We start from the raw sequence: 16489 nt of genomic DNA, 5'->3' as shown, positions 1-16489 counted from the left end.
GTAGTCGATGCTCTGGCGCAGGTAACCGTCGGACACCTCTCGCAGGCGGCCCAGCGCGTCGTAGGCCATGATGTTGTTCTGGTACACCACCCCGCCCTGGCTCGTACGCTCGCGCACCTTGTTGCCGGCGTGGTCGTACGAGAAGTCGGTGATCTTGCCCAGGCTGGCATCGTAGATGCGCGTGACCTGGCCCGTGGCGTCATAGGTGTAGTTCAGGTTCTGGCCACGCGTGTTGGTCTGCTGCAGCAGCTGGCGCGCGTTGTCGTAGCTGTAGTAGTACTTGGCGCCGCCGATGTCGGTGTGCGCGACCAGGCGGCCGAAGTAGTCGTACGCCCAGGTCGAGGCGTTGCCGTTGCCGTCGGCCTCGAAGGTCTTGTTGCCGCGCGCGTCGTAGGCGGTGCGCAGTTCCGTGGACATGCCGGGCTTGCGCACGCCGGTGACGTTGCCGCGCAGGTCGTAGCGGAAGTACACGGTGTCGCCCGCGCCGTTGGTCGAGCTGAGCTTGTTGCCCAGTTCGTCATAGCGCACGCTCTCGGTGACGGTCTTGGTGCCGGTGACCGCCAGCGTCGTGCCGTTGCTCATGACGTAGCTGGTGACGGCCGCGTTGGACGTCAGCACCAGTCGGCTGAGCTTGTCGTAGGTGTAGCTGGTGGTGTTGCCCAGCGCATCGACCCAGGTGGTCTTTTCTCCGAAGCCGTTGTAGCCGTAGCGGTAGACGCCGCCATCGGCATGCAGTTCGGCGATACGGTTGCCGCCGGCGTCGTACTGGATGCCGTTGACGTTGCCGTTGCCGTCACGCGTGGCGACGTTGTTGCCCAGGGCGTCGTAGTACAGCGTCGTGGACGGGCCGGCGCCGGCCACGCCATCGGCCGACGGCCGCACTTCGGACGTGATCTGGTTGTTGGCGTTGTAGGTGTAGCGTGTGATCCAGTACGGCGAACGCGGGTCGGTGACCGTGGCGACGTTGCCCCAGCGGTCGAAGGTGCGTTCCACGGTAGGACGGCTGGACTGCACGCCGCCGTTGGCGCCCACGGGCGTCCACGAGGCGGCCACGCCCAGGTAGCCCGACACGCTGGTGCTGATCGGGTTGGGGTTGGACCCGGTGGTGCTGGACAGCGAATACGCGGGGGGACGCCCCGGCACCGTATAGCCCGGCACGTAGGTGGCCGTGGTCTGGGACATGCCGGGACGCGGAGTGACCGCCGGGACCCAGACCTGTTCGGAACGGGTCTCGGTGCGGTACTCGGTTCTCCAGTAGCCAGGGGTCCCGCCGCTCTCGCCGCCTTCGCCGCCCTCGCCCGTGCCGGGCACGGGCGGGACCCACACCTGGTACGGGACGCTGACGTTGTAGTAGCGGGTGTAGTAGTAACCGCCCGTGGTGGCGCCCTGGGAAATGACGCCAATGCGGTGCTTGTACGGTTCGCTGGAGCCCGGCCGGGTGTAGACCAGGTCGAAGTCATAGTTGCCCGCGGGCAGCGTGCCCAGCTTGACCCAATAGGTCATGAAGCCGGTGCCGTTCTCGCCGCCCTCGTTGCCGCCTTCGGTGACGCCGCCACCCGTGCCCACCGGGCCGAACGGCACGGTGGTGGGAACCTTGTTCATGGCCACCGATGACCAGCCGCCACCGCTGCCCTGCAGGCGGTACAGCAGCGTGGCGGTGCCTTCCAGCTCGCGCCAGTCGCCGATGGTGGTCCAGGAAATGCCGGTGTTGCTGGAATCCAGCGTCAGGGCCTGGGTGATGGGCGGATAGCCCACTTGCGGCACCCAGCGGTCGGGCACGGCGGCCGATTTGTCGATGTAGCCGGTGGCGTGGGCATAGGCCGCGCCCGAGCTGCGGTCGATCAGCAGCAATTCGTATTCGAAGCGGCCGGGGCCCATGTTGACCCAGTCCACGCCATCGTGGCCCGATGCACGCGCCGACACCGGCAGCTGCACCCAGCCGCCGCCCGGCACGCGGTAGCGGAACTGCGCATCCACGCCCGCCCCGAACGACGGCCAGCTGAAGACATCGTTGCCGACGGCCCCGAAGCCCATGGCGCTGCCGATGGATGCCAGGCTGGGTGCGGTCAGCGACAGGGTGCCGTTGCCGGTCACCTTGACGACACCATCTCGGCCAATCTGCGACACGCGATATTCATAGTTGCCGATGGCCAGGCCTTCGGCGTCGTACCGCAGCGAATTGCCGTAGTTGACCAGGCCGACTTCGCTCCAGCCGCCGTTGGGCACGCGGATTTCCAGCCGCACCTTCAGGCCCGGGTCGACAGGCGCGGCAATGTCGATGAAGTTGCCGGTATTGCCAAAGGTGCCCTGCTGGTTGATGACCGCCTGCCAGGTGCCGTTGGTGTCTTTCTTGTAGACCACCATGGCCACGACGCGGCTCACGCCGCCGTCGGTGGTGTTGGTGGCAGTGCCGTCCCAACTCATCAGGACGCCCGACGTGGCCGAGGCCGCGGCGAAGTTCTGGGTAATGCTGCGGCGCGTGCCGCCGGCGCTCTGGTACGTCATCACCACGCGCACGTCGCCGTCGCCCAGGTTGGCCAGGCTGGTCCAGCTCAGCTGCACGCTGTTGGTACCGCGCCAGGCCGGCGTGCCCGGGTCCACCGGGCCATTGCCGCCTTCATTGCCGCCTTCGCCGATCTCCGAGCCGCCGCCGGTTTCCGGCTTGGGAATGTAGTACAGGGTGGCGGACGAGGTGATCGCCGCGCCGGTAAAGTCGCGGTTGACGGTCACGCCGCCTTCGTACACCGAGCGTTCCGGCGCCAGCGTCTTGACCGCGTTGCCCAGCAGGTTGTAGACCGTGTCTTCGCGCCGCAGGTTGCCCATATTGGCGGCCTGCTGGATCGAGCCGATGGCCGCGACGTTGACGTTGCCGCCGCCCGCGCCGCCGCTGGTCAGGTTGGCCGTGGCGTTGCCCTGCAGGTTGTACAGGGTGATCTGGTCCTTGCCGTCCTTGGCGTTGGTGCGAACCACGTTGCCGGCGTTGTCGTATTGGTAGGTTTCCTGGCGGCCGCCATTGACGCCGCGGCGCACCATTTCACCAAAGGCGTTGTATTCCGTGACGGTGTCCGACCAGCCGGCTTCCTGTTGCGACACGTCGAAGATGCCCGAGCCGTTGGCCTGGGCGTTGCTGCCTTCCCACTTGCTGATCCAGTTGCCCGCGGCATCCTGCTGCCAGATGCGGATATAGCTCAGTTCGGCAATGCCGCCCTGGCGGGAACGGTAGTCGTTCCAGCGGATCGACACGCCCGAGGCGGCCGACGCCGCGCCAAAGTCCACCGTGCGGCTGGTGGCCACGCTGGCCGAGCCGTAGGTGATGGTGGTGCCGCCGGTGGACACGCCGCCCTCGCCGCCTTCGCCGCCGCCACCGCTTTCGGTGGGGGTGGTTTCGCTGTAGAGCGTGCTGACCGTGCTGTAGTACACCTGCACCCGCACCAGGCCGCCGCCGGCATCGATCAGCGACGACCAGTTCAGGTTGATCGCGCTGTCGCCGGTGACGACGTATTTCTCGCGCTGGCGGAATTCCTTGGGCGCCGATGAAAAGCCGGTCTGGATGCCGTTTTTCAGGACGGCGGTGGACGCCGGGTCGATGACCCGCGTCTGGTGGCCAAGCTTGTCGTATTCGTAGGCCTGGAACCAGGTCTTGACGCTGCCGTCGTTGCCCGTCACCCCGCGCCACTGCTTGGCCATCAGGCCGGCGGCGTTGTAAGAAAAATTGGTACGCGCGCCGTTGGCGTCGATGGTCTGGATCTTGTTGCCGCGGCTGTCGTAGCCGACGTAGTTGTAGCGGTCCTGGTTGCTGGCCGCGCCGGCCGTATAGCCGGATTCCAGCACGGTCGAGGCGCCGTTGGCGTGCTGGATCGTCAGCACGGTGTTGCCCAGCGCATCGCGGTGGAAGGTCGTCAGCGGCGCATAGGCCTTGCCCGACGCATCGGTGCGCATCGGCTCGGCGGTTGCCGTGACGCGGCCCAGGGCGTCGTAATAGCTGTAGGTGCGGCCGCCGTTGGGGTTGGCGACGTAAGTCTGGTTGCCCAGGACGTCGTAGCCGAAGGTGGTCTTCAGGTCGCCGCGCTGCACGGTGCCGTTGGACTGGTTGCTGTATTCCACGTTGACGCGGGTTTCCGCGACCTTGCGGCCCAGGGCGTCAAAGGTGTAGGTGGTCAGGCGGTCGTTGGCATGCGTGACCGGCAGGCCGTAGCCCTGTGCGTTCCAGATGTTGGTGGCCGTGGCGTATTCACGTACCGACGTCTTGTTGCCCAGGCCGTCGTACGACATGGTGGTGACATAGCCCAGGGCATCGACCCGGGCCGTCATGTTGCCGACGCGGTCGTAGTACTGGGTGGTGGTGGCCCACACCTGGGACACCGGGTTGACCAGCTCGCGCACTGCCGCCACCTGGCCAAAGGCGTCGTATTCCGTACGGGTGAGCTTGTTGCTGGTGAAATACTGCGCGCCGGCCGCGGCCGATGAATCGTAGGCGTAGATCTGCGACTGGCTGGTCTCGACCGCGCGACCCAGGCGGTCGAACTGGGTCACCACGCCGCGGTCGCCGCTGTGGTCGATGCCGGCGGCGTTGACGGCGGCGGACACGGCTTCGGCGGTGATGCCGGCGTAACCGTGGCTGGTCAGCGCCGTCTTGGTGGCGTAGCGCAGGCGCAGCGTCACGTCGCCCTGGGCATTGCGTTCGTATTCGGTGACAAAGCCTTCGGCGTCGACCTCGTATTTCAACGCGCCGGTCTTGTCGTAGACCTTGTAGCTGATGGCCCCGGCCACATCGCGGCCGGCCACGGCGTTGCCGAAGGCGTCGTACAGCACGTCGGACGTCAGCGAGATCGGCGCGCCTTCCTTGCGCGCGGCCACGCCCGAAGCGCCGTTGGTCAAAAGGTTGTCGGCCGCCGCGTCATAGACATTGACCGGCGCGAAGATCGTCCGGATCTGCCGGCCGGCGGCGTCGTAGACGTAGCGGGTGGTCTTGGCTTGGGGTTGGCCGTCGGCCTCGGTCCGCGACACCAGGTTGCCCAGGCCGTCATAGACGTTGCGCGTCACCATGGAAATCGACTTGGTGGCGCCCACCACCAGGTCGCCCGCGCCCGACCAGCTGGTCTCCACCACGCTGGTCTGCGGCGTACGCTCGACCAGCAGGCGGCCCGCGGCGTCGTATTCGTACGTCCACTCGTTGCCGGCCTTGTTGACGAAGCGGACCTTGTTGCCCACGCCGTCGTAACCATAGGACTCGGACTTGCCCAGCGAGTCCGTCGAGCCCAGCAGGCGGCCGGCCGCGTCGAAGACGAAGGTATCCACCCGGTCGCGCGTGTTGTCCGCGCTGAGCACGGCGGCCACGTCCGCGGCCGACGGCGTGCTGCCCAGCAGCACGCCATTGGCATAGCGCCGGCTGCTGGTGACGTTGCCCCGGGTGTCGTAGGTCAATTGCGTCACAAAACCGGCCGCGTCGATCTTGTAGACCGGCAGGCCATTGGCGCCGTAGACGCTGCGGGTGCTGCGGCCCTGGCTGTCGGCGGCCGGCAGGCGCGCGGTCAGCGCGGCCAGCGTCAGGCTGGCCGGCGCCACGCCCGCCAGATCGGCGCCGGTCAGCGGCGCGGAATAGCGATAGGACTCCAGCAGGTTGCCCGCGGCGTCGTAGGTATTGCGTTGCACGCCCCGCTCGGCATCGATGACCAGCACGGCGCGGCCGGCGGCGTCGAACGCGGTGGTGGTGGCGCGGTCCAGCGCGCCGGGCTGCAACGAAGCCAGAATGGCCTCGCCCGTGCGCGGCACCCCGGCGCCCAGGCGAACGGCGTAGCTGATGACCTGGATCGCGTTGCCATTGGCGTCCAGCACCCGGCGCGTCACCGCGCCCGTGGGGTCGACGCTGGCAATCTGGCGGCCCATGCCGTCGTAGACCCAGTCGCTGGCGCGGTCCTTCATGCTGCCCTGCACACTGCGCGGATCGCCGCCCGCCGCCACCGGGGTGGCGTACTGGATCTGGCGCGTCCGGTTGCCGGCGGCGTCGTAGATGTTTTCCGTTACGGCGCCCAGGCCGTCCATCACGTGCGTCAAGCGGCCGATGCCGTCGTAGGCATTGACCGTACGCAAGTCGCGCGCGGCATCGGCCGCCGTGGCCAGGGCGGCCTCGATGGCGGCCGACGTCAGGGCGACGTTGGCGGGCACCCGGGCAGCAAAGGCGATGCGTTCGATGACATTGCCATTAGCGTCAAAGCGCTGGCGCACCACGGCGCCGGTGCCGTCCACCTGCAGCACGGCGCGGCCCAGGGCGTCGTACACGGTGCGCTGGCGCTGGTCGTAGGCCATGTCCACGGCCGGGGCCGCGGGCATGGCCGCCGTGCCGATGCTGGCGGCGGGAAGCCGGTTGGCATACGCCGTGCGTTCGGCCAGGTTGCCGCTGGCGTCGTAGCGGTAGGTCACCACCGCGCCCAGCGCCGATACCGTCATCGCCAGGCGAGCATCCGCGCCGTAGTAGCGGTATTCGGCCTGGTCGCCGGCTTGCGGCTTGAGCAGCGTGCGCACCTGGGCGTCGGTTACCTGCTGGCCCAGGCCCTGCAGGACGATCGGCGTGGCATAGCCCAGCGTGGCCACCACGCGGCCCGCGGCGTCATAACGGCTTTCGACCACAGCGCCCGCCGGATCGATCTGGAACACGGTGCGGCCAGCGGCATCCCGCACATAGCGGGTGGTGTTGCCGTTGGCATCCAAGGACGCCACCAGGCGATTGGCGCTGTCATAGACCCGCGACACGGTGATGTCGCCTGCCGCGGCCGGCACCGACGCCGGGTCACTGCCCGGCGCCAGGCGCGTGGCGAACACGGTCTGGCGCAGCAGGTTGCCCGAGGCGTCGTAGACGTTGCGCGTCACGGTGCCCAGGCCGTTCATCGTGTAGGTCAGGCGGCCGACGCTGTCGTACACATTGACCGCGCGCTGGTCGCGCGCGCTGTCGGCCACGGCGGCCAATGCGGTGTTGATGGCGGCCTCGGTCATGGCCGTTTCCACCGGAATGCGGCCGGCATAGGCCACGCGCTCCACCACGTTGCCATTGGCGTCGTAGCGCTGGCGCACCACACCGCCCAGGCCGTCGATCTGGAACACGGCGCGATTCAGTGCGTCGTAGACGGTGCGCTGGCGTTGATCGTAGGTCGGGCTGGCCGTGGGCGCCGCGGGCATCTGGGCCGCGCCGATGCTGGCTGCTGGCAGGCGGGCAGCGTAGGCGGTGCGCTCGATCAGGTTGCCGTTGCCGTCGTAGCGCATGGCCACGACGTTGCCGGTACCGCTGACGGTCATCGCCAGGCGGCCGGCGCTATCGTAGTATCGGTATTCGGCGATGTCGGCGGCGTTGGGCTTGAGCAGGCCGCGCAGTTCAAAGGCACTGAACCAGCCCGTGGGCTTCTTGTCCAACGGCGTCGCATAGGCGATGGTGCCGACAACCTGGTTGGCAGCGTCATACCGGGTCTCCAGCACATAGCCGGCCGGATCGACCTGAAACACCACGCGTCCACGATCGTCACGCACGTATTGCGTCTTGGCGCCACCGGGATCCACCTTGGTGGTCAGGTTGTCGCTCATGTCGTACGTATAGACAGTCTTGAGCGCCAAGCCGGATGGGTCCACCGTCTCGCTGTCTCGGCGACCGAGCTTGTCATACGTATAGACGGTGACAACGCCATTGGGGGCCGTCACCGTCAGTTGCTGGCCGGCCTCGTTGTAGGTGTACCGCGTGACGAGCTTCAGGCCGTTCGCGTCCACCGTGGACGACAAGACGCGCCCCGCCTTGTCGAACGTCACCACCGTCTGGTTTCCGCCCGGCTCCGTGGTCTGGTACTGGCGGCCAAAGGCATCGTAACGATACTGCGTCTGCAGATTCAGCCCGGTCGGATCGACCGTGCGGCTCAGACGCTGCCCGACGGCGTCATAGGTATAGACGGTCTTGACGCCGCGGCCATCGACCATTTCGATCAGGCGGTTCAGACTGTCGTAGCCTTGCGTGACGACCGTGCCGCCCTGCTCGCTGCGCACCAGGCTGCCATCGGCGTTGTAGGTATGCTTGGTGACATTGCCGTTGCCGTCGCGTACCTCCACCGTCTGGCCGAAGGCGTTGTGAACGGTCGTGACCGATACGCCATCCGGCGTGGTCATCGTGACGCTGCGGTTCTGCGCGTCATAGGCATAGCTGGTCCGACGGCCCAGTTCGTCGATACGCCACAGCACGTTGCCGAACGCATCGTAGGCGGTGGTCTTGCGGCCAATATTGTCGTAGGTCAGCACTTCGCGACCGAGCTTGTCGTACTGATAGTTGACAGACACGCCGTTGCCGTCGCGCGTCGTCGTGACCCGACCGAACGCGTCGTACTCCCGGAACGTCTTGCGACCGTATTGCAGATCGTCGATCGTTTGCGTCAACCGCCCCATGCGGTCGTACACCCGTTTGTCGGTACGGCTGATCGCCCCGGCGATCTTGGTCAGCCGCATGATTTCATTGCCGAACGCGTCGTAGCTGCGCTCGATCACCCCACCCGCCCCGTCGGTCTCCTTGGCCACCCGGCCGTCCGCCGTGTAGGTGTAGGTGGCGTGGATATCCACGTCGGCGTTGCTGGTGGCCGCGATGGCCAGGCGCAGCGCGTCGTTGACCAGGCCCCCATTCAAGCCTTGCAGCGCGATCGGCGCACCATAGCGGATGGTTTCGACCAGCTGGCCGATGTTGTCGTAGACCCGCTCCTGTACATAACCCAGCGCGTTGATCGTATGCGTGACCCGGCCGCTGGCGTCGAAGTAATACAGCGTGCGCTGACCCGCGCCGTCCATCATGGACGTGCGGCGGCCCAGGGCGTCGTAGGTGTAGGTGGTGCCGTAGGTCTTCCAGATGGCATCGATCTCGGCCTGGGTCTGGTTGCCGTCGAGCTTGGCCGCGCCTTCGCCGGACAATTCACCGATCAACCGCCCCTGCACGTCGTAACGCGACAGCACGCTGCGCGACGTCGAGGTGCCCGCGGCCTTCACCGTGGACGTCAGACGGCCCATGTCGTCATAGACGTACAGGGTCAGCGTGCCTTCGGCGTTGCGCTCGGACGACACCTTGTCCAGGCGGGTATAGGAGTAGGTCCAGACCTGATCCTGCGGCGAAGACACCGGCCGCATCTTGGCCAGGTCCGGCGTGAAGATCAGCGTATTGCGGATAGGGTTGTTGGCCCCGGTCAGCGACGTGGCGTAGCGGATCTTGGTGGTGAGGTTGCCGCTCGCGTCGTAGACCAGTTCGGTCAGGTAGCCTTCGCCATCGATGGTGCCGACCAGGCGGCCAAGGTTGTTGTAGATCTTGTAGTCGTTGATGTCGGCGGACGCCGCGGCGGGCCGAATGCTCTCGAAGGTCGTGGTCGCCTTGATGGTTGCGGTGGTCTTGGCCGAGTATGCAATCTGCTGCACCAGGCGGCCCGCGCCGTCGTACAGGTACTCGACCACCGCGCCTTCGGCATCGACCGTGCCGCGCAGCTTGCCGTCGGGGGTGTAGAACTTGTAGGTGGTTGCGTCGCCCGCGCTGGCGGTAACGACCGCATCCGCCGGGTTTTTCGGTTGGGCGACATACCAGGTCGTCATCCGCTGCGCATACTTGGTCTCGCTGACCAGACGACCCGTGCCGTCGTAGCGATATTCGGTGATCGCGTTGGTCGCATCGATGGTCTTGGCCAATCGACCTGCGCTGTCATACAGGTTCCAGACGGTGGCCGATCCGCCCGTGTTGGGCGGCAACTGGTCAATCGATGGCTTCAGCGCCTTGCCCTGCGCGTCGACCAGATATTCCTGGATCACCTTGCCGAAGTAGGTCGTCGTGCGCCACAGCTTGCCTGCCGTGTTGTAGATGTATTGCGTCAACGCTCCGCTGGCGTCCACATCCCCGACTTTGCGTCCCAAGGTGTCGTAGACCATGAAGGTACGCGCCCCACTGGGGTCTGTCGTCATTATCAGACGATCATTCTTGTCGTAGGCGTATTTGGTTTCTCCCAAATTCAGCCCCGCCGCGTCCTGCATCATCAAGCTGACGCGTTGCCCCGCCTTGTCGTAAGTCGAGATGGATTTGAGTCCATTGGCCTGCGTCACCACCACGCGGTTGCCGGCATCGTCATGCTGCGTCAACGTGATATTGCCCAGCGCGTCCTGCACCGAAAGCACTCGACCCAAGCCGTCATATGTGTAAGACGTCGCTCCTCCGGTGGGCGACACGGTGGACAGCAAACGCCCAGCCTGGTCGTAGACGTAGCGCGTCAGCACCTGATTGCCGTCCAGAATGCCCTCGCCCGCGCTGGTGACCTCCTGGTACGCAATGGTCTGCTGCAACATGCCGCGGTAGTCGTACACCGCATCAACGCGGGACACACGCTTCAGGTTGGCGGCGGCCGCCCAGGTCGTCATTTGCGCTTCAGTGGGCACATTGGACGCGCCGAACCCTGTCAGGGGATGGACATCGCCGGCATAGTTCAAGGTCGACACACGTTCGCCGCGAGCGTTGTAGCGGTACTCGGTGACATTGCCCGCCGGGCTTAACTGGAAGCGCAAGCGGCCAGCAGTGTCATAGACGTTCCGCGTCACCAACGGCCCTGAAGGCCAAGCCGTGGGCGTCTGCGGCACGGTGTAGACCGTTTCGGTCAGCACCCGGTTTTCACTGTCGTAAGAGCGCGACATCACGGTGCCGCCCGAGTCGCTCCAGTTGACCGGATTACCCTGAGCGTCATAGCCGATGTTAATGACCCTGCCGCCGGGCTCTTCAATCTTTGACAGTTCTCCGTACCAGCCATACGTGTACTTCGTCATGACGTCCGGATTGCTGCCCTGCCCAACCGTGCGCAGCGCCACAATCGCGCCCGCCGCGTCGTAATGGACGTAGGTCTGGACGTTTTCAGGATCGACAATGAAAGTGCTGTTGCTGCCCGGGTTATATACGTACCGTGTGACGCGGCCCAACGCGTCGGTCACTTGCGAGACCTTGTAGTTGTTGCCGACCTGTATGTACTGGAACGACAGCTGTGAACCGTCGCTCTGTGACACCGAAGCGATGCGATCGCTGTTGCCGTCGTAGGTGTAGAAAGTCTGGAAGACCTTGCCGTCCGCGATCGAGTTGTCCGCAGGAGACAGATCAACCACCACTGCCGACAATCGTCCCAGCGAATCGTAGCCGTACCGCACCCGGGTCTGGATGACCTGTACCCCAGCTTCCGTTGTCGCCGTGCGAATCTGCGTCAGGTTCTGGCCGACGTAATCGTAGAAAGTGACGCCACCGCCCGCGTCAGTCACGCTGGCGAGTTTCCCATTGGCGCCGTAAGCAAAGCTGCGGGTATTGCCGCTGGTGTCCGTAGAGGTCAGGATTCGACCCGCGCCGCTCCCTTCGTAACGCTCCGTCAGCCCCGTCGTACCCTTCTTCCAGACAAACTGCCCCGTACCCGCATCCATCCACAGGCTATTGCGAGCAACCCCGCCGCCCGCATTGACGTACTGTCCTTTGGCCGCGTCGTAGCCATATACCTCTTCAGAGCCATCTTCGTCCGTGCGGTACACCTTGCTGCCGGCGGTATTCAGTTGGCCTTCAAGCCGCACTTTCTTCAGCGCGGCACCAACGGCCCATGCGTCGGCATGACCGCCCGCACTCTGGCTGTTGTAGGTACGCGTAGATCCGAACATCGCGCCTACGCCGGCCAACTGATCATCGACATTGCGGAACACCAGGTTGCCGGTGGCCGCATTGACATAGACCTGTTCGGAACTACGCCCAAGACCCGCGTTGCCGAACATGCCCCGATCCCCGATCGATCCGAGCGAGGTCAGGTTAAGGCCCAGGCTATATCCACTTACGATTGCGACCATTTCTAGGTAGTCCTTGATGTCGTTGTCGGCCCCAGCAACTTTCTGGGCACACTATCCGTGCTCAACTTCTCCGACCGGCGCGCCGCGGGTTTAGCGCCGCCGCTTGCCTTTCATCAATTCCTTCCCCGCCCTAAACCGCCCCGTCTTCACCCGGACAAGTTATGCGAGCCGGCTGATACCCGGACTCTTCATCCAACGCATGCCGCAAGGCGTGCCGATGTCCTGAAACCGGAGCCACCATGAGCCAGACCCCCGTTACCACCCCCCAGCCCGTCGCCGGCCAGAACGATCCCAAGCGCTTCACCTGGACCGCGTCCAGCCAGCAGCGTCGTGGCCAGTCCGTGCCCGTTCCCGCGGGCAGCAGCGGCAAGTAAGCAGACCGAGGCCTGCGGCGGCAGCCCCGCGCAGGCGCCGCCCATGCAACTGGATCTTCCTTATGTGTTGATGCCCGGAAGCCTGCTGCATGGCGATCGCCTGCAATGCCGGCTGCCGACGCGCACACTGTCGCTGGATGCGCCGGCGCGCGTCTTGCGCGCCTTGCATGAATTCGACGGCACGCTCACCCCGCGCGATTGGCTGCAACGTCGGCAAGCCGAGCATTGGCATGCCGATTCCGTCACGGGCCTGTTGCAGGCCTTGATCGACGAAGGCGCGCTGGTCAGCCTTCACGATGCGCCGCGGCATTGGTGGGCCTATGCCGAAAACCCGCGCACCTTGGGCGCGTTGCCCGATGCGCAGGCGCAGCAAGCCCTGGTGCTGGCTGCCCAACAGCGTTTGAATGCCGCGCCGCAACGCGATGCGATTGCGATCGACAGCCTCGGCCCCGCCACGACCCTGCATGCGCTGCTGGCCACGCGCCGATCGCGGCGCAGCTTTGGCCCGGATGTCATCGACGCGCCGACGTTGACGGCGATTCTGTGGGCGGCGGCCGGCATCGTTGCCGACGCCGACGCCACGCGCACCACCAGTCCGTCCGCGGGCGCGCTGTATCCCCTGCAATATTTCTACGTCAATCTACGAGACTGCGGCGCCGCGGATGCGCCCTGCCCGACGCTCTTGCCTGCCGGGGTGTACCGATTGACCGCCGCACCCGCCGGGCGTTTGCATTACGGGCCTATCGATGCCGACCTGTCGCGCAGTTGCGCCGCATTTTCCTCGCCGCAACTGCTGGATCACGCCCAGGGCGTGCTGGTGATCGCGGCCGGTTTTTCCGTCAGCGCGACAAAGTACGGGCCCCGGGCCTTGTCATATGTTCCGCTGGAAGCGGGCCACGCTGCCCAGAACACGCTGCTGGCAGCCGCCGCCAGCGGGTGCCACGCGGTGGAGATCGGCGGCTTCATCGAACGCGAGCTGGGCCGCCTGCTGGGCTTGTCCGCCGCCATCGTGCCGATCACGAGCGTGTTCATCGGTTCGGCCAGCGCAGAAGCTGACGCGCCGACCGAAGGCGAATTCGACTGGGTCGACTTGCACGCCGCCGGCGACGCGAGCTTTTATCTGGGCCGCGCCCGATGCGATCCCTCGCACCCGTGGTCGTGGGGCCGCGATGCCCAACCCGCCCAGGCCCGGCTGAAAGCCGTGATGGAAAGCCGCGAACGCGCGGCACTGCTGCATCCGCACGGCCTGGTGGCGGCGCGGCGCCGCGACCTGCCAGGCGCCGTGCACCCGACCGACGTGCTGCGCTATCGCGACGCCCAGTACCGTCGGCGGGGCTTTCCCTACCAACGTTTCGACGACGCAGCCACCTATTGGTGGAAAGCGGCCCGCGACGTCTTCGCCGACCAGCCCTGCTTCATGCTGGCAGACCTGGTGTACCTGGAAGACGCACTGTCCGATCTGCACCGCCCCACCGTCTACACCAGCGGCAATACGTCCGGCGTCGCCAGTCATGCCTCGATGCAAGCTGCGCTGGAAAACGCCGTGCTGGAACTGATTGAACGTGACGCCTTTGTGCGCCTGTGGCTGGGGCAGGCCGCCCATGCCGTGGACGAAACCGTGCTGCCTGCGCTTGTACAAACCCGCGTGCAGCGCTTGCGGGCGGCTGGAATGCGGATCGAACTGCGTCATCTGTCATCGCCGTACTGCCAGGTCGCCTTCGGCTTTGCGCAATCGGCAGCGCACGCATTCACGCGGGTCGCCAGCAGTGCAGGCTACACGCTTGACGCGGCCATGGACCATGCGCTGATGGAACTGGAAGCGCAGGTCTACGTGACGATGCATCAACCCCAGCCAGCGCCCTTGCGCCCGGCGCAAGTGCAAGAAGCCGCCTGCCATGCCCAGCTGTACCGCCAGAAAGCGTATTTCCGCCGTGCGGACCATCTGGTGTCCATGCCGTTGCCGCCGATGCCTCGTGGCGACGGCGCACGGAACGGCAACGACTTGCTCGCACGCCTGCGCCGCGACGGCCAACGGCTGATTGCCGTCGACCTGAGCGAGGGCGCGCCGCTGCGTACGCCCACCGTGCGCGCGTTCATACCGGGCTTGATTCCCCTGAAGTTCGGCGCCGGCAACGCGGCAGAGGGGCATCCCGCCTATCAGCACACCTTGCTGGCCGCAGGCGCGCCCCGCCGCCAGCACGCCTTCCCCCATCCCTTCAATTGAAAGGCCCCGCCATGACTCCGTTTCCGGTTCACGATGCGCCCGAGGCGCTGACGATCGTCCAGCACCTGAAGGCGCAAACGCCGTTTGCCGACGCCTGCGCGGCGATGCAGGGCCAGACATCGTCGCAATTGCTGGCGATTGCGTTGCCACCCGGCCTGTACCAGGGATTGCAGGACGCCGCGATCCAGGCCATCGAGGCGCACGGCCTGCACGGCTGGCTGTCGGCCGAAGGGCGCTACGACGATCACAACTACCAGTCGCTGTCGCTGGTGCACAACCCCGACATGCACGACCCCGGCGTGCAGGACGTGCACCAGGCCACGCTGGGCACCTCAATGAACCCGATCAGCGAGTTCTACTACAACTCGGTCGAGCGCCATCGCACCTTGAAGAACACCTACTTCGATTCGTACGGATTTCGGGTCCGCACGCCCGCGGCCCGGCTGGGCGCGTTGGGAACGTTCCTGGATCAGTGTGGCCTGACGCTGATCCGTTCCCGGCTGTCGGTGCTGATCGGCGAACGCGGCATCACGGCGGATTTCATGGACGGCTGGCACCGCGACGAGCCGGTGTTCGAGAACCTGCGGCTGAACATCCCGCTGACGTCCGACCCGGCGTACCGCCTGCAGATCGAGCACGCCAAGGACACACCCCAGGCCGATTCCGACACCATGACCGAGCACTTCCTGGCGCCCGGCCATGCCTACACCTTCAATACCAACATCCCCCACCGGGTGTACGTGAAAGAACCCAGCAATACGCCCCGCATTCACCTTGTACTGGGGTTTGCGCCCTGGTTCGACCATGACGCCCAGCGCGACAGCTGGCAGGCCAACCGGCACTTCGGCACGACGCATCCCTTTGACCTGCTGCGCGGCGGCATGCTGCACCCCGACCTGAAGGCATCCACATGAAACACAATATCGTTCTGCTCGCCTCGCACAGCCGCGAAAGCGCCGCCAAGGAAAAGCAATACCACGCCGCGGCCCACGCGCTGGACCTGGAGGTCGTACCCTACCCCGACGCCCACACGCTGGGCGTGTTCGCCTGCAGCGACTTTCGCAGCGTGGACGCCGCCAATCTTGCCGCGCTGCACCGGGTAGCCGGCCCCGATGTGCTGGCCACCGCCATCGCCACGCAAAAGTCCCTGGCCTATCGCCATTTCGCGCGCTGTGGTTTCAGCACGCTCTGGACGCATGCCCCCCTGCGCGCCGAAGACCTGCTGCTGGACCTGCCCTACGCCATCATCGTCAAGCCGGACAAGGGCAGCGGCTCGTTCGCCGAGCACCCCTGGGCCTATCAGCGTTATGACAGCCTGCGGCACTTTCATGACTGGCTGGTGGCCCAGGATCTGCTGGAGGCCTTCCTGGCCTACCAGAATGATCCCAACTCCTGGTACGGCCGATATCTGACGATGGAGTACATCGGCGACAGCGACGTGTACACCGCGGCGGCCGTGGCCGGTCCGGAAAAGATCGTGATCCACGAAGGCGGCCGCCTGCGGTTCACACGCGATTCGATGCAGTGCGAATGGATGCTGCTGGGCCAAAGCCACCCCCGCCACGAGCAGATCGGGCACATGATCCAATCGCTGCACGACATCGGCCTGCGCCAGTCCATCATCTATATCCAGTGCGTGGAAAAAGACGGCGAACTGTGCCCCATCGACATCAATCTGCGGCCCGGCACCATGCCGGACCGGGCCTTTCACGGCCTGGGCCTGCCCTTCTATTCTGCCGCGCTGGCCTACATGCTGGGCCTGGCGCACACCCTGGAATTTTCCTGGCCAACCCCCTATGTAGGCATCCGGCGACTGGTGTTACCCTTGCAGCATGGCCGGCGCCAGGCGGCATTCGGTGCGGGATGCGTACCGTTGATTCGAGAGCTGGCGTACGATTCGAGCCGCCCCTACGACCTTGGCCACGCATGGCCCATGTTTGCGGTCACCGGGCACGATGCGACGCACTGCGCCCAGCTTGCCGAATCCCTGGCAGGCAATCTGCAATTGTCCGCCATCGCCCCTCTCTGATCTTCCTCT

The 16489-nt window shown here is 65.8% G+C and carries 5 protein-coding genes; 4 read left to right on the top strand and 1 reads right to left on the bottom strand.

Going from position 1 to position 16489, the window contains the following annotated elements; translation table 11 throughout:
- On the bottom strand, positions 1-11781 hold an 11781-nt coding region (locus U858_RS33610; protein ID WP_025136199.1), incomplete at its 3' end, for an RHS repeat protein.
- A gap of 311 nt (positions 11782-12092) precedes the next feature.
- Here U858_RS33610 and U858_RS36345 point away from each other — a divergent pair.
- From U858_RS36345 to U858_RS0105560, 4 genes are read left to right on the top strand one after another with little or no spacing between them, the layout of a single operon-like run.
- Positions 12093-12227 carry a hypothetical protein gene (locus U858_RS36345; protein ID WP_255358774.1) on the top strand — a complete coding sequence of 45 codons (135 nt, stop codon included), beginning with the start codon at positions 12093-12095 and terminating at the stop codon, positions 12225-12227.
- A 43-nt stretch (positions 12228-12270) separates the two neighbouring features.
- Positions 12271-14451: a YcaO-like family protein gene (locus U858_RS34200; RefSeq protein WP_025136198.1), complete on the top strand. Its 2181-nt coding sequence runs from the start codon at positions 12271-12273 to the stop codon at positions 14449-14451.
- 11 nt (positions 14452-14462) lie between these two features.
- Positions 14463-15365: a hypothetical protein gene (locus U858_RS0105565; RefSeq protein ID WP_025136197.1), complete on the top strand. Its 903-nt coding sequence runs from the start codon at positions 14463-14465 to the stop codon at positions 15363-15365.
- A complete protein-coding gene (locus U858_RS0105560) occupies positions 15362-16480 on the top strand; it encodes a hypothetical protein (RefSeq protein WP_025136196.1) in 1119 nt (372 codons plus the stop codon). Before U858_RS0105565 ends, U858_RS0105560 begins: the two co-directional genes overlap by 4 nt.
- Positions 16481-16489: the final 9 nt, after the last annotated feature.

It is taken from the genome of Achromobacter sp. DH1f (assembly GCF_000633435.1).
Taxonomy (GTDB): Bacteria; Pseudomonadota; Gammaproteobacteria; order Burkholderiales; family Burkholderiaceae_B; genus Achromobacter; species Achromobacter deleyi.
Note: the sequence above shows the minus strand (reverse complement) of the source record. Positions and strands in the feature narration are given on the sequence as shown.